The organism is Methylobacterium thuringiense, assembly GCF_022179645.1.
Taxonomy (GTDB): Bacteria; Pseudomonadota; Alphaproteobacteria; order Rhizobiales; family Beijerinckiaceae; genus Methylobacterium; species Methylobacterium thuringiense.
In genome coordinates, this window is sequence record NZ_BPRA01000014.1 from 99160 (window position 1) to 115901 (window position 16742).

At 67.0% G+C, this 16742-nt stretch carries 17 protein-coding genes; 12 read left to right on the plus strand and 5 right to left on the minus strand.

The genetic code is table 11. The annotated features are described in order from the left end of the window. Positions 1–89 precede the first annotated feature (89 nt). The 4 genes from MFF07_RS15155 (at position 90) to MFF07_RS15170 (ending at position 3239) form a co-directional block, all read left to right on the plus strand. On the plus strand, positions 90–461 hold the full coding sequence (locus MFF07_RS15155; RefSeq protein ID WP_238232306.1) for a hypothetical protein: 372 nt from the start codon (positions 90–92) through the stop codon (positions 459–461). Between the two features lie 169 nt (positions 462–630). Beyond that, positions 631–1887, plus strand: a complete 1257-nt coding sequence (locus MFF07_RS15160; RefSeq protein WP_147817487.1) for an adenosylmethionine--8-amino-7-oxononanoate transaminase — start codon at positions 631–633, stop codon at positions 1885–1887. A 142-nt stretch (positions 1888–2029) separates the two neighbouring features. After that, positions 2030–2428, plus strand: coding sequence for a response regulator (locus MFF07_RS15165; RefSeq protein WP_373322360.1), 399 nt, complete (start codon positions 2030–2032; stop codon positions 2426–2428). A 112-nt stretch (positions 2429–2540) separates the two neighbouring features. Next, positions 2541–3239: a MarR family winged helix-turn-helix transcriptional regulator gene (locus MFF07_RS15170; protein WP_373322361.1), complete on the plus strand. Its 699-nt coding sequence runs from the start codon at positions 2541–2543 to the stop codon at positions 3237–3239. A gap of 178 nt (positions 3240–3417) precedes the next feature. On the opposite strand, the gene MFF07_RS15175 is transcribed toward MFF07_RS15170, so the two are convergent. After that, positions 3418–3600, minus strand: coding sequence for a hypothetical protein (locus MFF07_RS15175; RefSeq protein ID WP_147817471.1), 183 nt, complete (start codon positions 3598–3600; stop codon positions 3418–3420). Between the two features lie 154 nt (positions 3601–3754). Between MFF07_RS15175 and MFF07_RS15180 the strand changes: the two genes are divergently transcribed. Further along, the gene (locus MFF07_RS15180; RefSeq protein WP_147817470.1) at positions 3755–4672 is read left to right on the plus strand and encodes a DMT family transporter; all 918 of its coding nucleotides are present in this window, start codon (positions 3755–3757) and stop codon (positions 4670–4672) included. A 48-nt stretch (positions 4673–4720) separates the two neighbouring features. On the opposite strand, the gene MFF07_RS15185 is transcribed toward MFF07_RS15180, so the two are convergent. Then, positions 4721–4990: a hypothetical protein gene (locus tag MFF07_RS15185; protein WP_147817469.1), complete on the minus strand. Its 270-nt coding sequence runs from the start codon at positions 4988–4990 to the stop codon at positions 4721–4723. Between the two features lie 470 nt (positions 4991–5460). Here MFF07_RS15185 and ileS point away from each other — a divergent pair, with 470 nt between their 5' ends. The 5 genes from ileS to MFF07_RS15210 all read left to right on the plus strand — a co-directional run bounded on the left by ileS (position 5461) and on the right by MFF07_RS15210 (position 12713). Continuing rightward, on the plus strand, positions 5461–8466 hold the full coding sequence (ileS, locus tag MFF07_RS15190; protein ID WP_238232307.1) for an isoleucine--tRNA ligase: 3006 nt from the start codon (positions 5461–5463) through the stop codon (positions 8464–8466). Next, on the plus strand, positions 8466–8981 hold the full coding sequence (lspA, locus tag MFF07_RS15195) for a signal peptidase II (protein ID WP_147817467.1): 516 nt from the start codon (positions 8466–8468) through the stop codon (positions 8979–8981). The genes ileS and lspA overlap by 1 nt, the downstream gene beginning before the upstream one ends. A 112-nt stretch (positions 8982–9093) precedes the next feature. Further along, positions 9094–9813 carry a hypothetical protein gene (locus tag MFF07_RS15200; protein ID WP_147817466.1) on the plus strand — a complete coding sequence of 240 codons (720 nt, stop codon included), beginning with the start codon at positions 9094–9096 and terminating at the stop codon, positions 9811–9813. Between the two features lie 153 nt (positions 9814–9966). After that, a complete protein-coding gene (locus MFF07_RS15205) occupies positions 9967–11361 on the plus strand; it encodes a M16 family metallopeptidase (protein WP_147817465.1) in 1395 nt (464 codons plus the stop codon). 68 nt (positions 11362–11429) lie between these two features. Beyond that, positions 11430–12713: a M16 family metallopeptidase gene (locus MFF07_RS15210; RefSeq protein WP_147817464.1), complete on the plus strand. Its 1284-nt coding sequence runs from the start codon at positions 11430–11432 to the stop codon at positions 12711–12713. A 25-nt stretch (positions 12714–12738) separates the two neighbouring features. Here MFF07_RS15210 and MFF07_RS15215 read toward each other — a convergent pair whose 3' ends face one another. From MFF07_RS15215 to hemE, 3 genes are all read right to left on the minus strand, one after another. After that, on the minus strand, positions 12739–13086 hold the full coding sequence (locus tag MFF07_RS15215; protein WP_147817463.1) for a lysozyme inhibitor LprI family protein: 348 nt from the start codon (positions 13084–13086) through the stop codon (positions 12739–12741). A 35-nt stretch (positions 13087–13121) separates the two neighbouring features. Beyond that, the gene (hemJ, locus tag MFF07_RS15220; protein WP_147817462.1) at positions 13122–13559 is read right to left on the minus strand and encodes a protoporphyrinogen oxidase HemJ; all 438 of its coding nucleotides are present in this window, start codon (positions 13557–13559) and stop codon (positions 13122–13124) included. A 133-nt stretch (positions 13560–13692) separates the two neighbouring features. Next, positions 13693–14757, minus strand: coding sequence for a uroporphyrinogen decarboxylase (hemE, locus tag MFF07_RS15225; protein ID WP_147817461.1), 1065 nt, complete (start codon positions 14755–14757; stop codon positions 13693–13695). Positions 14758–15267: 510 nt separating this feature from the next. Here hemE and MFF07_RS15230 point away from each other — a divergent pair. Beyond that, positions 15268–16098: a pyruvate, water dikinase regulatory protein gene (locus MFF07_RS15230; RefSeq protein ID WP_147817460.1), complete on the plus strand. Its 831-nt coding sequence runs from the start codon at positions 15268–15270 to the stop codon at positions 16096–16098. 11 nt (positions 16099–16109) lie between these two features. Next, positions 16110–16736, plus strand: a complete 627-nt coding sequence (locus MFF07_RS15235; protein WP_147817485.1) for a Maf family protein — start codon at positions 16110–16112, stop codon at positions 16734–16736. Positions 16737–16742: the final 6 nt, after the last annotated feature.

Here is a 16742-nt window from a genome sequence, read left to right on the forward strand (position 1 = left end):
TCCTGTGGATGGCTCTTTGTCCATTTGGTGCGGTGCACAAAGCGTATGGAAGCGCCTAGTCTCGGGCGATGACCTCTGCGAGTCGTGCCGTGAAGAAGATCCTGAAGAACTTCGCCGACCTGCCCCCGATCCGGGTGCGCAAGGAACCGCCGACGCTGGTCGAGGCGGTCGCCGCCGCGCAGGATCTCGCCGACGATGTCGAGCAACAGGTCGAGATCGCGGCCGGCCTGATCGGCCTTCCCCTCGACGAGGTTCGCCCCCACGTGCTCGCCGCCGCAAAGGAACGGCAGGAGCGGCCGCGGGAGCGGCTTCCCGAACGGACCTTCGACCGGATGCCCGACCGGATCATGAGTCCCGGCTCACCGACCCGTGCCCCGCGCACCGTAGTCGTCGAGCGCCGGACCCGCCCGACCGTAGTGATCGAGCGCCGCAGCGGGCGCCCGCTCGAGCCGCGCCGCTAGAAGCAGGCTGCGAAAAAGTGGCAACGGTTTTTTGCGCGAAGCCTGCTCTCAACTTTTGAACCGATTACGTTTTCTGCGTTTTGATCGGACCGATCAAAACGCAGCGTGATCGAGGCGTCTCCGACAGCTGGACTTGACCCGGGACGCCCCTGCCTCGCATCCCGTCGCCATGACCGAACGGCGCGGCGATCATCTCTGGCGGCCCTATACGCAGATGAAGCTGGCGGTAGCCCCGCTCGAAGCGGTGGCGACGTCCGGCAGCCGGATCACCCTGGCCGACGGCCGCGCGCTGATCGACGGCATCGCGTCGTGGTGGACGGCGGTCCACGGCTACAACCATCCCCATATCCGCGACGCGGTGAGCAACCAGCTGCAGCGGATGCCGCACGTAATGTTCGGCGGCCTGACGCATGCCCCAGCCGAAAAATTGGCCGCGCGCCTCGCCGCCCTGCTGCCGGGTGATCTGAACCACGTCTTCTTCACGGATTCCGGCTCGGTCGCCGTCGAAGTCGCCCTGAAGATGGCCGTTCAGCTCTGGCTGAATCGCGGCGTAAGCGGCCGCACCCGCGTGCTCGCTTTCCGCGGCGGCTATCACGGCGACACGATGGGCGCGATGTCGGCCTGCGATCCCGACGAGGGCATGCATCGCCGTTTCGGCGCCTACCTGCCGTCCCAGGTTTTTTGTGACTTGCCGCGCACGGCTGCCCCCGAAGCCGCGCTCGACGCGGCGATGGCCGCCCATCGTCACGAGCTCGCGGCGGTGATCGTCGAGCCGCTTGTCCAGGGCGCCGGTGGCATGCTGATGCATCCGCCCGAGGTGCTGGCGACGATCGCCCGGCTCAGCCGCCGACACGGCCTGCCGCTCATCGCCGACGAGATCTTTACGGGCTTCGGCCGCACCGGCTCGCTCTTCGCCTGCGAACAGGCCGGTGTGGTGCCCGACATCGTCTGCCTGTCGAAGGCGCTCACCGGCGGCACCATGGCGCTCGCCGCCACCGTCGCCACCTCCGAGATTTTTTCGCAGTTCTGGTCCGACGACCCGGCTCATGCGCTGATGCACGGCCCGACCTTCATGGCGAACCCGCTCGCCTGCGCCGCCGCCAACGCGAGCCTCGACCTCTTCGAGGCCGAGCCACGGCTCGCGCAGGCCGAGGCCATCGGTGCACGTCTCGACGAAGGCCTCGCGCCTTTGCGGAAAAAGCCGGGAATCGCGGATGTCCGCGTGCTCGGCGCGATCGGCGTCGTCCAGTTCGCAGGGACGCCCGATCTGGCCGTGCTCAAGCAAAAATTCGTCGAGCGGGGCGTCTGGGTGCGGCCCTTCGGCGACATCGTCTACCTCACCCCGGCACTGACCATCCCGGAGGGAGACCTCGACCGCCTGATTGCGGCGGTCTGCGACATTGCGGCGGCCCCGGAAGGACGGTGATCTTCACGCGACACCGATGCGGCGCTGCAACCACGGCTCCCGTTCCCCGTTGGCTGTTCACGATTCCAGCACTAGCCTCACGGCGAATGACGGCAGAGCGGCGCAAAGCCGCCCAATGGGTCTCGAACAAGCTCAGGAGTGAATGGTGGCGAGCGAGACGACGAATCCGGCAGACGACGATCGCCCGGTGATCCTCTTGGTGGAGGACGAGGCGCTGACGATCATGGATCTCGGTGATGTCCTCGAAGACGGCGGCTACGACACACTGCAATGCGCGTCCGCCGAGCGGGCCCTGAGCATCCTCCAGGCCCGCCCCGACATCTGCGGGCTCGTGACGGACGTGGAATTGTCGGGCAAGGCCAACGGCTTCGATCTCGCCAACTCGGCCTCGCAGGCACGTCCCGAGCTTCCGATCCTGATCGTCTCGGGCCGGGCCGCCCCCGATCCGGACCGGATGCCGGAGGGCGCGCAGTTCATCGCACGACCCTGCGCAGGCGAAGACATCTTGGCCCGGCTCAAGGGGCTGATGCCGACCTGCTGAAGCGGCGTCCCGGAGCAACGAAGAGCCGAGTAAGCTTTACGTCATCGCGCCGTCACGGTTAGGCTGGCAGAAGCTCCCGAATCGAGCAGCGCCGACAGGCGTGACAGCTCGCATGTCTGTCGGAGGAGCATCGGTCATGTCGGCGAGGCAGGGTGAGCCGGCGGACGCATCCGTAACCAGTCCGCCCGGCGGTCATTCTCCTGAAACGGGTAAGCGCGGCGTGGGCAAAGACGGCCCGGGCAAAGACGGCAAGCAGGCCAAACCGATGCGGGCTCCGGCCTCCAAGAGCGTCGGCTGGGCGCTCGTCCAGGCCGCCCGTCTCCATCGGGCCCGCGTCGGCGACCGGCTCGCCGCCCTCGACCTGTTCGCCGGGCAGGAGCAGGTGGTGCAAGCGCTGGCGGTGGCGGGCTCGATGACCATGGGCGACCTCGCGGCGACCCTGCGGGTCCGTCCTCCGACCGCTTCCAAGACCATCTCGCGGCTCGCCGCCCTCGGCTTCGTCGAGCGCCGGGCCGAAGCCGGCGACGGCCGCATCGTCCGCGTGCGGCTCACTGAGACCGGCATGGCCAAGGCGGCGGCGATCGAACGGATCTGGGACGAGGTTGAGGCGGAGTTGCTCGACGATTTCGACGGCAAGGAGAAGCGCCGCCTGCGCAAGCTCCTGCGCAAGGCCGCCGGCAATCTCGCAGAGGCGGCGGGCGTCACCGGCCACGAGGCCGATCCGGAAACGGACGGCGATCCGGATGTCGACGACGAGGCCGAGACTCTGATCGGCCCAGTTACGTCGGATGCGGTGGCGCGCCCAGCTTAGTTTTTGAGATCTTTCCCATCCGGAAGAGACACTTTGTCGTCATTCCGGGGCTCGCCGCAGGCGAAAACCCGGAACCCACGCGCAACGCTGTGGCCGGTTGTCGGTTCCGGGTTCCGCTTTGCGGCCCCGGAATGACGGAGAGCGTATCAAACCCGTCATCGCAGACTTCTCAAAGTAATCAGTCGCGTCCGTCAGAATCGCGTGCGAGGCGAAGTGCCCGCAGCCGCTCGGTCCGATCATCCACCGCGCGCCGGTCGGCCTCGATCTCGTTCCAGATCGTAGCAGCCTTCGCCTGCTGTTCGGCCGCCTTGGCTGCTTTGGTCTCGGCGCGATCGATATTGTGGCTCTGGTCGCGGGACATTCCAGCTCCTCTATTGCATCTCAAGGTTAGATAGGGTCGCCTCCTGCCCGGGACGAGTCTTGGGACGGCCAAGCTGCGTTGTTCGGCGAGGCTTTTTTCGTTTTTTGAGGGTTGGCGTGGCATCGCACGGCCGATTCCGCCAGACACCGGGGCGATGACCCCACCGTCCCCACCCGTCATGACCCCGGACGCCCGCGCCCGGCGAGACCGGCTCGTCGGCATCGGGCTGATGTGTCTGGCGCCGATCTTCTTCGCGGGCCTCGACGCATCGGGAAAGATCCTGGCCCGCGAGGGTGTCGACCCGCTGCTCAGCACCTTCATGCGCTACGCAGTGAACGTCGTGCTGGTCACCGCAGTGCTCAACCCGGTGACCAAGCCCGGCGTCGCCCGCACCCGGCGGCTGCCCCTGCAGGTGGCGCGCTCCCTGCTGCTGTTCGGCTCGACCGCCTGCAACTTCCTGGCGTTGCGCTCGCTTCAGCTCGCGGAGACCGTGTCGATCCAGTTCGCGGCGCCGCTCGCCGTCGCGTTGCTGGCCGGCCCGCTCCTCGGGGAATGGTCGTCCCGTCGGCGGCTCGTAGCGATCGCCTTCGGCTTCGTCGGCGTACTCGTGATCGTACGGCCGGGGATCGGCACGATGCAGCCGGCGCTGCTGTTCTGCTTCGGCAACATGAGCTGCTACGCGCTCTACATCATCGCGACGCGCAAGCTCGCGGCCTACGATTCCAGCGCCACCACGATCTTCTATTCCGGTCTCGCCGGGCTCCTGCTGATGAGCCCGCTGCTGCCCTGGATCTGGACTACGCCGGCTTCCCCTCTCGCCTGGGCGATGCTGATCGGCGTCGGGCTGTTCGGCACCGCCGGACACTGGCTGCTGGTGCTGGCCCATGCCCGGGTGCCGGCCAACGTGCTGGCGCCCTTCATCTACACGCAGATCCTGTGGTCGGTGCTGCTCGGCTTCCTCGTCTTCGGCGACGTGCCGAGCGTCTGGACGCTGCTCGGGTCGGCGATCATCGTCGGATCGGGCCTCGCATTGCTGGCGCAGGATGCGGCGCGGCGCCGTCGATCGTCATAAAAAAGGCCGGGCAGCGCGCCCGGCCGATCCATCCCGCACTCCGACCGCTCAGTGGTAGTGGCGGCGGTTGTGGTAGCCGCGGTGCGAGCGCATGCGGGTACGGTAGCCGCGACGGCCCGGATCGATCCCGAGGACGCCGTTGACACCGCCGACGGCTCCGCCAACCGCGCCGCCGACGATGCCGCCGATGGGCCCGGCGACGCGATTGCCCTCGTTGGCGCCACGGCGCATGCCGCCGGGAACGCCCTGGGCGTCGGCTGCGCTCGACAGGGTCAGGGCGGAGAGCGCCACCGTGGCGGCGATCAGGAGATGCTTCATACGGGCGTTACCTCTGCTGTCCGGCACACGATCGCAGCGCCGGATATTTGTGATCCGATCGATGTCGGGGCCGTTGGGAAACCTTGAACGCGCTCGCAAGGAGATTCGCTCCGGAACCGGTCCGTCCGCGCGCGTCGGGGCACCAACGGCCGAGCTTGCGAAAGGTGGCATCGCTGCCGGCAGGAATTTTCCGCATCCTGGATTCGGCAGAGGCTTCATCGTTCAGGCTCTCTGCAGCATCGCCTTCGCTGGCGCGGGGAAAAACCCGCTGCTAGAAGCGCCGGATGCTCGATCCAACCGATCCTGCCGGAGCGCTCCGGCGTCTTCGAATTACCGGCCCGGCCTCCGCCTGAGCGCAGCACATGCCGCGCGGACGGCGTGGGTGCCGGACAGGGCTTCGCAGCACGCGACCGCGTCGCGCAGAGCCCGCCTCCCGACGATCGCCGATTTGAGACGAGCAGACCCCTCCGATGACCGAATCCGCTCCCGACGCCGCGCTGCCGGATGCCGACGCATCCCCGGCACCGCGCGATTATGCGAAGACGCTGTTTCTGCCGAAGACCGAGTTTCCGATGCGCGCCGGGCTGCCGACCCGCGAGCCGCTGCTGCTACAGCGTTGGGAGCGGAACGGTCTCTACGGGCAGATCCGCCGGAATGCCGCCGGCCGGCCGAAATTCGTACTGCATGACGGCCCGCCCTACGCCAACGGCGCGATCCATATCGGGCACGCGCTCAACAAGATCCTGAAGGACGTGATCGTGCGCTCGCAGGGCGCGCTCGGCTTCGACGCCAACTATGTGCCCGGCTGGGACTGCCACGGACTGCCGATCGAGTGGAAGATCGAGGAGCAGTACCGCGCCAAGGGCAAGAACAAGGACGAGGTGCCGATCCTCGAATTCCGCCAGGAATGCCGGACCTTCGCGGCCCATTGGCTCGGCCAGCAGCGCACGGAGTTCCAGCGGCTCGGCGTCACCGGCGACTGGGCACATCCCTATTCCACGATGGCCTACCCGGCCGAGGCTCGCATCGCCTCCGAACTGATGAAGTTCGCGGTCAGCGGTCAGCTCTATCGCGGCTCGAAGCCGGTGATGTGGTCGGTGGTCGAGAAGACGGCGCTCGCCGAGGCCGAGATCGAGTACGAAGAGCATGTCAGCGACACGATCTTCGTCGCGTTCGACGTCATCACCGGAAATCCGGACACCATTTCGCCTATACTGGCTCAGGGAGCCGCGATCGTCATCTGGACGACAACGCCTTGGACATTACCGGGGAATCGCGCGATCGCGTTTTCTCGAAAAATTTCCTATGGACTCTACAAGGTCACCGCTGCGGCAGCCGATAACTGGGCTCAGGTTGGTGCGGCCTATATCCTGGCTGACGCGCTTGCCGAAACCGTATTCAAGGCAGCGCGTGTCGAGACGTTCGAGCGCGTGCAGGATGTCGTTGCGAGCGATCTGGCGACTATGGTCTGCCAACATCCTCTCTTCGGCCTAGGGTACGAGTTCGACGTCCCCCTCCTCGACGGCGACCATGTCACCGACGAAGCCGGCACCGGCTTCGTGCACACGGCCCCGAGCCATGGCCGCGAGGACTTCGAGGTCTGGATGGCCAATGGCCGTCAGCTCACACAGCGCGGTATCGAGACCCGGATTCCCTACACGGTCGACGCCGACGGCGCCCTCACCGAAGAGGCTCCCGGCTTCACCGGCAAGCGGGTGTTGAACGACAAGGGTGAGAAGGGCGACGCCAACAAGGCGCTCATCGCGGCGCTTTCCGAAGCCGGCGCGCTCATCGCCCGCGGCGTGCTGCGCCACCAGTACCCGCATTCCTGGCGCTCCAAGAAGCCGGTGATCTTTCGCAATACGCCGCAATGGTTCATTGCGATGGACAAGCCCGTCGACGCGCTCGGTAACCGCACCCTGCGCGAGGTCGCCTTCGAAGCGATCGAAGCGACGCAATGGGTGCCGCCCCAAGGAAAAAACCGCATCAACGGCATGGTCGGCAACAAGCCCGACTGGGTGGTCTCGCGCCAACGCGCCTGGGGCGTGCCGATCACGGTGTTCGTGAAGGCCGGCACCAGCGATGTTCTTCGCGATGAGGCGGTGAACGCTCGCATCGCCGAGGCTTTCGCCGCCGAGGGCGCCGACGCCTGGTTCTCGGATGCCGACGGCGCCCGCTTCCTCGCACCCGACTACGACCCGGCCGAGTACGAAAAGGTCACGGACGTCCTCGACGTCTGGTTCGATTCCGGCTCGACCCACGCCTTCGTCCTCGACGATCCGCAAGCCTTTCCCGGCCTGTCCGGCGTGAAGCGCGTGCGCGACGGCGGGCAGGACCGGGTGATGTACCTCGAAGGCTCGGACCAGCACCGCGGCTGGTTCCAGTCCTCGCTGCTCGAATCCTGCGGCACGCGGGGCTATGCGCCCTACGACGTGGTGCTCACCCACGGCTTCGTCCTCGACCCCAAGGGGGAGAAGATGTCGAAATCGAAGGGCAACGTCGTCGCGCCGCAGACCGTCATCAAGGAATCCGGCGCCGATATCCTGAGGCTCTGGGTCGCGGCCTCCGATTACTCGGACGACCTGCGCATCGGTCCGGAGATCGTGAAGACGTTTGCGGAGACGTATCGCAAACTCCGAAATTCCCTGCGCTGGATGCTCGGCTCGCTCGCCCACCGCGTGCCCGGCGACGACGTGAACTACGAAGAAATGCCGGAGTTGGAGCGGTTCATCCTGCACCGGCTGGCGCAGCTCGATGGCGAGATCCGCGAGGCTTATGCGGCCTTCGACACCAAGCGGATCGTGGCCCTGCTCAACGGCTTCCTGACCGGCGATCTGTCGGCCTTCTATTTCGACGTGCGCAAGGATGCGCTCTACTGCGACCCGATTTCTTCGCAGGTGCGCAGGGCTTCGCTTCAGGTGATCGACGAGGCGTTTCGACGGGTCGTGATCTGGCTGGCGCCGGTGCTTGCGTTCACGGCGGAAGAAGCCTGGCTCGACCGTCATCCATCGGACGACGGCTCGGTCCATCTCCAGACCCTGCCCGAGACGCCCGCGAACTGGCGCGACGACGCGCTCGCCGCGCGCTGGCAAAAAATCCGAAAAGTGCGCCGCGTCGTGACCGGAGCGCTCGAGATCGAACGTGCCGCCAAGCGCATCGGTGCGAGCCTCGAGGCTGCGCCGACGGTGTTCGTCTCCGATCCCGACCTGCTCGGCGCCCTCGACGGCCTGGACTTTTCCGAGGTCTGCATCACCTCCGCGATCCGGGTGAGCGTCGGCGAGGGACCGTCCGACGCCTTCCGCCTCGACGAGGTCAAGGGCGTCGCCGTGGTACCGGACGTCGCCGAGGGCCGGAAATGCGCCCGCTCCTGGCGGGTCTCGCCGGATGTCGGCTCGGATCCGGCTTATCCCGACGTCACGCCGCGCGACGCGCAAGCTTTGCGCGAGTGGGATGCCGCGCATCCGAGTGCTGCCTGATGGCGCCGTTCCGCCTCGGCCTGCTCGCGGCGTTCCTGACGCTCGCCATCGACCAAGCCTCCAAACTCTGGCTGTACCTCCGCACCGATCTCGTGCTGACGCAGCCCTGGGCCGTCGCGCCCTTCACCGACTTCGTCGTCGTGTGGAATCGCGGCGTCTCCTACGGGATGTTCCAGCAGGAGGGCGATCTCGGCCGCTGGCTGCTCGTCGGGCTCTCGGTCGTCGCGGCCCTGGCCCTCGGATTCTGGATGAAGCGGGCCGGCACGCGGCTGCTGGCGATCTCGCTGGGCCTCATCGTCGGCGGGGCGATCGGCAACGCCATCGACCGGGCGGTGTTCGGCGCGGTGTTCGACTTCGTCCACCTGCATGCGGGCGACTGGTCGTGGTACGTCTTCAACATTGCCGATGCGGCGATCGTGGCCGGCGTCGTCGGGCTGATCCTCGACAGCCTGATGCCGGAGCGGAAGACCGATCGGCAACACGATCTGACCGATGCTTCCAATCCCCGCCCATGAGCGGTTTGGCGAAATAAACCGCCTTACCTTCGCCCGAAAACCGGCTCACGCCGGAATCATCGGCGTCCGCACAGTCAAGAGCGATTCCCGGCGGCCGCGACCTGAGGGCAGCATGATCGTGCAGCGCCGGATTTCTTTGGCTTTTTCGGGCATCCTCGCGCTCAGCCTGCTCCCCGCAGTTCCCGCGCGTGCCGCCGAAGGCGAGTTCATGCGCGACGCCATGAGCAGCATCGGCCTGATCGAGCCCGAGCGCCCGCCGATCACCTATCGCGAGCGCGCGCCCCTCGTGATGCCGCCAGCTCTGGGCAAGAAAGCCGCCGTGAAGAAACCGGCGAAGGGCAAGGGCGCCGACGCGCCGCCTGTCGATTACGCAACGATGCCGCTGCCCCTGCCGCAGACGCGGCAGGACGATCCGCAATGGCCGAAGGATCCCGAGACCAGCCGGCGCGAACGCGCCGCCCTCGACGCCAAGAAACCCATCGTCCGCGGCGCGCAAGGCCGTATGAACGACAACAACGAGACTCTCTCGGCCTTCGAGATGCAGAACGGCCGGCGTGAGGGCGCCGGCCTGTCCAAGGACCCCGCGCCGGGGCCGGGCGAAGTCCGCGAGTCGACCTGGCTGAACCCGCTCAAGCTCTTCTCGGGCAGCAAGGACGAAGCCGAACCCTCCGCGATCGAGCCCGATCGCGACGGTCTGACCGACCCGCCGAACGGCTACCGCAAGGCTCCGGTCAAGGCGGCGAAGGGGCCGGCAGGTCCGGTCGGCAACTCGATCAGCGGCAACGAAGAGGCCGACCCGCGCACCTTCATGAGGGCGGAAGGCGGGCGTTGAAGCCGCGATATCGGGGATTCGCGGTTCAGGATTCCGCGTCCCTCGGGTGGCCAAGAGGTCACACCCTGCGGTACGGGACTTGCCCCGGCTAACGAAGGTCGCGAGAGTCCGGGCCGCGACAACCTCGAGAACGGCCGCACGAAGGACGCCAGGATGCATCTCTACCGGAAGGCCAATGCCCTGCTCGGGTCGGCGCGCGGATTCGCGAATGCCGGTCGCGTGGAGGCCGCGCCGTTCGGGCGTTCGGAGGCCGGCGGCCCCGAGGTGTCATCCTTCGTGCTCGACAACGGCCTCGACGTCGTGGTGGTGCCCGATCACCGTGCCCCCGTCGCGACGCACATGATCTGGTACCGCAACGGGTCGGCCGACGATCCGCTCGGCCAGTCGGGCATAGCCCACTTCCTCGAACACCTGATGTTCAAGGGCACGGACCATCACCCGGCCGGCGCCTTCTCCAAGGCGGTCTCGTCGCTCGGCGGCCAGGAGAACGCCTTCACCAGCTACGACTACACCGCCTATTTCCAGCGCGTCGCCCGCGATCATCTCGCCACGATGATGGAGTTCGAGGCCGACCGCATGGGCGGCCTGGTGCTCTCGGACGACGTCGTCGCGCCCGAGCGCGACGTGGTGCTGGAGGAGCGCCGGATGCGGGTCGAGACCGATCCGAACGCCCAGCTCTCCGAGGCGATGGCCGCCTCGCTCTTCGTGCATCACCCCTACGGGATTCCGATCATCGGCTGGATGCACGAGATCGAGGAGCTGAACCGCCACCACGCCATCGACTACTACAAGCGCTTCTACACGCCCGAGAACGCGATCCTGGTCGTCGCAGGCGACGTGACGCCGGACGAGGTCCGCCGGCTGGCCGACGACACCTACGGCAAGGTCGCCCCGCACGGTTCGCGGCCGCAGCGCCGCCGGGCCCGCGAGCCTGAGCCCAAGGCCCTCCGCCGCATCGCGGTGGCCGATCCGAAGGTCGAGCAGCCGACCCTGCAGCGGCTCTACCTGACCCCCTCCTGCATGACCGCGCGCGACGGCGAGTGCCACGCGCTCGAACTGCTTGCCGAAGTGCTCGGCGGCGGCGCCACGTCCTACCTCTACCGCAAGCTGGTTCTCGAGACCGGCGTCGCCGTGAATGCCGGCGCCTGGTACATGGGCTCGGCGATCGACGACACCCGCTTCTCCGTCTACGCCGTGCCGGCCGAGGGCGTCAGCCTCGAACAGCTCGAAGAGCATGTCGACAAGGCCCTGCGCGGCGCCGGTGACGCCCTGTCGCCGGAAGCGATCGAGCGGGCCAAGACCCGGCTCGTGGCGGAGACGATCTACTCCGCCGACAGCCAGTCCTCGCTCGCCCGCATCTACGGGTCGGCGCTCGCCATCGGCGAGACCGTCGACGAGGTGCGCCGCTGGCCCATCGACATCGAGGCGGTGAGCAAGGAGCGGCTAGCTGCGGTGGCCGAGCGCTACCTCACTCCGGCCCGCTCCGTGACCGGCTACCTGATGAAGGCGAAAGAGCTCGACGCTCCCGTCGTCGCCGCCACCGCCTGATTCTTTTGGACAGCCGGCGCTTCGAGAGCCGCCGCGTCTGTCGTCGAGACGCCGAAGGACTTTTTTCGATGAACCTCGCCGAGACTGGCACCCGCACCGCGTCGTCGCCCACCCAGGCGATCCCAGTGGCGGCCGCCCGCGGCATCGAGGCCTGGCACGTGCCCTCGCCCGTCGTCCCGATGATTGCCATCGCCTTCAACTTCGAGGGCGGCGCCGCACAGGATCCGGAGGGCAAGGCCGGCACGGCCCAGATGCTCGCCCGCCTCCTCGACGAGGGCGCGGGCGACCTCGGTTCGGACGCCTTTCAGGAGGCGCTGGCGGCCCGCGCCATCGAGCTGCATTTCCATGCCGGCCCCGATTCCGTCGGCGGCTCGCTGAAGATGCTGGTGAAGCACGCCGACGAGGCCATCCGGCTACTCTCGCTGGCCGTCTGCGAACCGCGCCTCGACCCGGTCGCGATCGAGCGCGTGCGCTCGCAGATGATCGCATCCCTGCGCTACCAGCAGAACGACCCGGGCGTGATGGCCTCGCGCTGCTATTTTCGCGAGGCCTTTCCGGGTCATCCCTATAGCCGCCCCTCCTCGGGCACGACGGAGAGTCTGGCGGCGATCACCCGCGACGACCTCCTCGCGATGCACAAGGCCCTGATCGGCCGCGGCGGCCTCAAGGTCGCCGTCGTGGGCGCGGTGGAGGCCGATGGCGCCGCCGCGATGCTGGACCAGGCCTTTGGCAGGCTGCCGGAAAAGGATCCGCTCAAGCCGGTTCCGGCCACGCATATCCACGATCTCGGCCGCCGCATCGTCGTCGATCTCGACGTGCCGCAATCGGTGATCCGGTTCGGCCTCGGCGGCGTCGCCTGGCGCGATCCCGACTTCATCCCGGCCTATGTCCTGAATCACATCCTGGGCGGCGGCGCCTTCACGTCCCGCCTCTTCCAGGAAGTGCGCGAAAAACGCGGCCTCGCCTATTCTGTCGGCACCTCGCTGACTTCGCATCGCGGCGTCGCCATGACCTGGGGCTACACCGCCACCAAGAACGAGCGCGTCGTGGAGGCTCTCGACGTGATCGGCGAGGAGATCAACCGCCTGATCGCCGACGGCCCCTCGGACGACGAACTCCAGAAGGCCAAGGACTACCTCACCGGCTCCTATGCCCTGAGCTTCGACACCTCGACCAAGATCGCCAACCAGCTCGTGCAGATCGCCTTCGAGGGCCTCGGCATGGACTATATCGCCCGGCGCAACGACATGGTCGCCAGCGTGACACAGGACGATATCCGCCGTGCCACGGGGCGCACCTTCGCGAACGGCAAGATGCTGGTCGTGGCGGCCGGCCGACCCGTCGGATTCTGAGTCGAGCGGCCTGCCGGGGCCGCCGCTATTGCGGCCCCTGCTTAGCAAATTCCGCAAACACGCCGCGCAGCACCTTGAGCCGGGTCTCGTAGACCTGTCGCAGGCAGGCGGTGTCGGCGGAGCAGGCGCCGCGCTCCTTGAGCCAGGCTTCCTGGTCGTCCTGGAGCTGCGCCCGGTTTCCCATGGCCAGCAGGCTCTTCAGGATCTCGAAGCGCACGGCGAGCTCGACGTCGAGATCGTTGAGACCGAGCGTGGCGCAGATCGCCTTCTCGTCGGGCGTTGCCGCCTTTTCGCAGGGGAAGCTCGCCGCCTGAGCGCCTGCCGGCAGCAAGATCAGCGTCGCCGCCGCGAGCAAGTGACGAGCACGATTCATTGATTTTCTCGACATCGATCAGCGTTGTGAAAAATTCAGCCGCCCGGCTTCACGACCGCCAGGATGACGATGAGGATCATCAGGAGCGTCGGGACTTCGTTGATGATGCGGTAGAACTTGGTGCTGCGCTTGTTGCGGTCGGCAGCGAAGTCCTTGACCATCTTCGAGAGCCAGCCGTGGATGCCGGTCATGGCGAAGACCAACAGGAACTTCATCTGCAGCCAGTAGGAAGCGTAGTAACCGCTCTTGACCGCGAGGGTGATCCCGAAAATCCAGGTCAGGATCATCGCCGGCGTCATGATCGCCTTGGCCAAGCGCCGTTCCATGATCTTGAACGTCGCCGATTGCACCTCCGAGCCCGCCGGCAAGCCGGCATGGTAGACGAACAGGCGCGGCAGATAGAGCATCGCCGCCATCCAGGCGATCAGCGCGACGACGTGGCCGGCCTTGATCCAGAGGTAGAGGTTGTCCACGGGCTCGAGAGCTTCCGGCTGTAAGAGGCTTTTTGCGCTGAACGTCGGCCAAGCTGCCGTCCGTCCGAGGCATCAGCCTGGAGCGGTTCCAATAGCCCGGCTCTCTGCGCCCAGTCGAGGCCTCGTTCTCCGGTCAGACACCCTCTCTGAGCCGCGCCAGCATCCGCTCGACATGGGCGACGGGCGTCTGCGGCGTGATGCCGTGACCGAGATTGAAGATGTGCGGCAGCCCGTGGGTCGCCGCCAGGATCGCATCGACCTCCGCGTCGAGGGCCGCACCGCCCGCGATCAGCGTTTCCGGATGCAGGTTGCCCTGCGTCACGGTGGTCGTGGGGACCCGCTCGCGCAGAGCCTTGAGATCGACCCCCCAATCGACGCCGACGGCGCTGGCGCCCGTCTCCGGCACGACGCGAGCGTGTCCATCGAGACCGGAGCCGCGGCAGAAGACGATGATCTTCGCATCCGGCACTTCGGCCCGCACACCGGCAATCATTTTCGCGATCGGCTTCAAGGACCAGCGTGACAAGGCGTCGTCGCCCTCGGGCAGCACGCCGGCATGAGACTCGAAAATCTGCACGGCGTCGGCACCGGCGCGGAACTGCCGGATGAGATACTCGGTCTGGACGCACACGAGCCGGTCGATCAGGGCCTCGACCAGACCGACATCGCTTGCGGCGAGTGCCCGCGCCGGAGCGAGATCGGGGGTGCCGCGCCCGCCGATCATGTAGCTCGCCACCGTCCAGGGTGCCCCGCAAAAGCCGAGCAGCGTGGTTTCCTGGGGAAGCGCCGCCCGGATGCTCGTGACCGCCTCGAAGACCGGCGCCAGATGCGAAAAGATCGCGTCGTCGCCGACATCGCGCAGTTTTTCGAATTCCGCTCGGCCCTCCAGTGCATCCAGCCGGGGACCTTCGCCCTCGACGAAGCGCACGCCCTGCCCCAGCGCGTGCGGGATCACCAGGATGTCGGAAAAAAGGATCGAGGCCTCGAAGCCGAAGCGCCGGATCGGCTGCAGGGTCACCTCGGTGGCGAAGGCCGGGTTGTAGCAGAGGTCCAAGAAGGAACCGGCTTCGGCCCGCGTCGCTCGGTATTCCGGCAGATAGCGCCCGGCCTGCCGCATCATCCAGGCCGGCGGCGGCGAGATCGCCTCGCCAGACAGCACCCGCAGAACCTTGCGGTCCTGTGCCCTCGCCTCACCCATCGCGTTTCCGATCCCCGTCCTGTCGTTCTCCCGAGCATACAGCCAAGCGCCTCTTCGAAAACCCTCCTTGCGCACCCTTCGGTCGATCGCGACGTCGCAATCCCCCCACAGGCCCTTTCCTAAAGAGAAGAGAGACTCTTAGACTCTGTTTCTTCTCTTGGAGGCATGAGTCATGGGCTCGCAAAGCCATCCACAGGCTCTCCCCATCGCCACGCCGTTAAGAGGGCTTTAACGGATCCGCTCTAGTCTTCTTCAATCGCGAGCCTCGCCAGCGGCTTGCACGGCGATGCGCGCCCAGCGCCGTCGCACGGTCCCGGATTCTCCCAAAAGTCCGTCCGTACGAGTTCGACTCGACGGCCTGTTGACGCAGGAGTCGACAAGACGGGCCTCCCGCCGCTGGACCCTCCTGCGAAGCCGGCTTATCCCCATCCGTCGATCCCCCGAGGCACGGCCTGGGGACAAGCCTCCGTTTCGCCGGTCCGCGAGCGCGCAGGGGAAAGCCAATTCGCGATGAGTCGCAGCTACTTCCATCTCCACCTGGTCTCGGACTCGACCGGTGAGACGCTGATCAATGTCGGCCGCGCTGCGGCGGCCCAGTACGAAGGCGTCTCGGCGATCGAGCACGTCTATCCGCTGGTGCGCTCCCGCGCGCAGCTCGAACGGGTGATCTCGGAGATCCAGGCGGCACCCGGCCTCGTGCTCTACACCCTGGTCGACCAGGAGCTGATCGCGCGCCTCGACGAGGCCTGCCGCGAGACCGGCTCGCCGACGCTCAACGTGCTGCAGCCGGTTCACGCGCTGCTGCGCTCCTATCTCGGCGCGGATTCGACGGCGCGGCCGGGGGCGCAGCACATGCTGAACGCCGAGTACTTCAAGCGCATCGACGCGATGAACTTCACCCTGGCGCACGACGACGGCAACCTGCCGCCGGATATCGACGAGGCGGATGTCGTGCTCGTCGGCGTCAGCCGGACCTCGAAGACGCCGACCTCGATCTATCTCGCCAATCGTGGCCTCAAGACCGCGAATTTTCCGCTCGTTCCCTCCATGCCGTTGCCGCCTGCGCTGGCCGCGACACGAAAGGCGCTGATCGTCGGATTGATCGCCTCGCCGGAGCGGATCGTTCACATCCGCCAGAACCGGTTGCTGAGCCTGAAGGCCGACGACAACTCGATGTATGTCGATCGCAGCGCCGTCGCCGACGAGGTCGCGGCATCGCGAAAACTCTGTGCGAAACATCGCTGGCCGACGATCGACGTGACGCGCCGCTCGATCGAGGAAACCGCCGCGGCGATCCTCGATCTCTACCGCGAGCATCGTCTGAAGTTCATCGCCACGTGAACGACACCTCGATGCTCGATCCCGTACAGCGTCTCTGGCTCGGCGCAGCGCCACTCGTCCTCGCATCGGGGAGCCGCACCCGGGCGGATCTACTGTCCGGCGCCGGTCTCGTGCCGGAGGTGATCAGGCCCGATGTCGACGAACGCCGGATCGAATCCGCTGCCGGCGGCCTCTCACCTGTCAGCCTCGCACTGCGCCTCGCAACCGCCAAGGCCGAAGACGTCGCCCGAAAGCATCCCGAGCGCGTCGTCATCGGTGCCGATCAGGTGCTGGAGATCGACGGCACCGTGCTTCACAAGCCGGCCGACCTGCCCGAGGCGGCCGAACATCTCGGCCTGCTCCAGGGGAGAACCCACGCGCTCCATGCAGCGGTGGCGATTGCCGCTCGCGGGACGACCGAAACGTTTCACGAGACCGCGCGGCTGACCATGCGGCCACTGGATCCCGAGTCCATTGCCACCTATCTCGCCGCGGCCGGGCCGGAGCGTGTGACGTCGAGCGTCGGCGGCTACCAGCTCGAAGGCCTCGGCATCCACTTGTTCGCGCAGGTCGAGGGCGACCACACGACCGTTCTGGGCCTTCCTCTGATTCCGCTTCTCGCCCGGCTTCGCGGCATGGGGCTCCTGACGATCCAATGACGGAGA

Excerpts from the sequence above, each read along its gene's own strand:
- MFF07_RS15180 (WP_147817470.1), top strand. The coding sequence starts at position 3,755 with ATGACCCCACCGTCCCCACCCGTCATGACCCCGGACGCCCGCGCCCGG.
- MFF07_RS15185 (WP_147817469.1), bottom strand. The coding sequence starts at position 4,990 with ATGAAGCATCTCCTGATCGCCGCCACGGTGGCGCTCTCCGCCCTGACC.
- MFF07_RS15165 (WP_373322360.1), top strand. The coding sequence starts at position 2,030 with ATGGTGGCGAGCGAGACGACGAATCCGGCAGACGACGATCGCCCGGTG.
- MFF07_RS15170 (WP_373322361.1), top strand. The coding sequence starts at position 2,541 with ATGTCTGTCGGAGGAGCATCGGTCATGTCGGCGAGGCAGGGTGAGCCG.
- MFF07_RS15200 (WP_147817466.1), top strand. The coding sequence starts at position 9,094 with ATGATCGTGCAGCGCCGGATTTCTTTGGCTTTTTCGGGCATCCTCGCG.
- MFF07_RS15230 (WP_147817460.1), top strand. The coding sequence starts at position 15,268 with ATGAGTCGCAGCTACTTCCATCTCCACCTGGTCTCGGACTCGACCGGT.
- ileS (WP_238232307.1), top strand. The coding sequence starts at position 5,461 with ATGACCGAATCCGCTCCCGACGCCGCGCTGCCGGATGCCGACGCATCC.
- MFF07_RS15210 (WP_147817464.1), top strand. The coding sequence starts at position 11,430 with ATGAACCTCGCCGAGACTGGCACCCGCACCGCGTCGTCGCCCACCCAG.
- MFF07_RS15235 (WP_147817485.1), top strand. The coding sequence starts at position 16,110 with ATGCTCGATCCCGTACAGCGTCTCTGGCTCGGCGCAGCGCCACTCGTC.
- lspA (WP_147817467.1), top strand. The coding sequence starts at position 8,466 with ATGGCGCCGTTCCGCCTCGGCCTGCTCGCGGCGTTCCTGACGCTCGCC.
- MFF07_RS15175 (WP_147817471.1), bottom strand. The coding sequence starts at position 3,600 with ATGTCCCGCGACCAGAGCCACAATATCGATCGCGCCGAGACCAAAGCA.
- MFF07_RS15215 (WP_147817463.1), bottom strand. The coding sequence starts at position 13,086 with ATGAATCGTGCTCGTCACTTGCTCGCGGCGGCGACGCTGATCTTGCTG.
- hemE (WP_147817461.1), bottom strand. The coding sequence starts at position 14,757 with ATGGGTGAGGCGAGGGCACAGGACCGCAAGGTTCTGCGGGTGCTGTCT.
- MFF07_RS15205 (WP_147817465.1), top strand. The coding sequence starts at position 9,967 with ATGCATCTCTACCGGAAGGCCAATGCCCTGCTCGGGTCGGCGCGCGGA.
- MFF07_RS15160 (WP_147817487.1), top strand. The coding sequence starts at position 631 with ATGACCGAACGGCGCGGCGATCATCTCTGGCGGCCCTATACGCAGATG.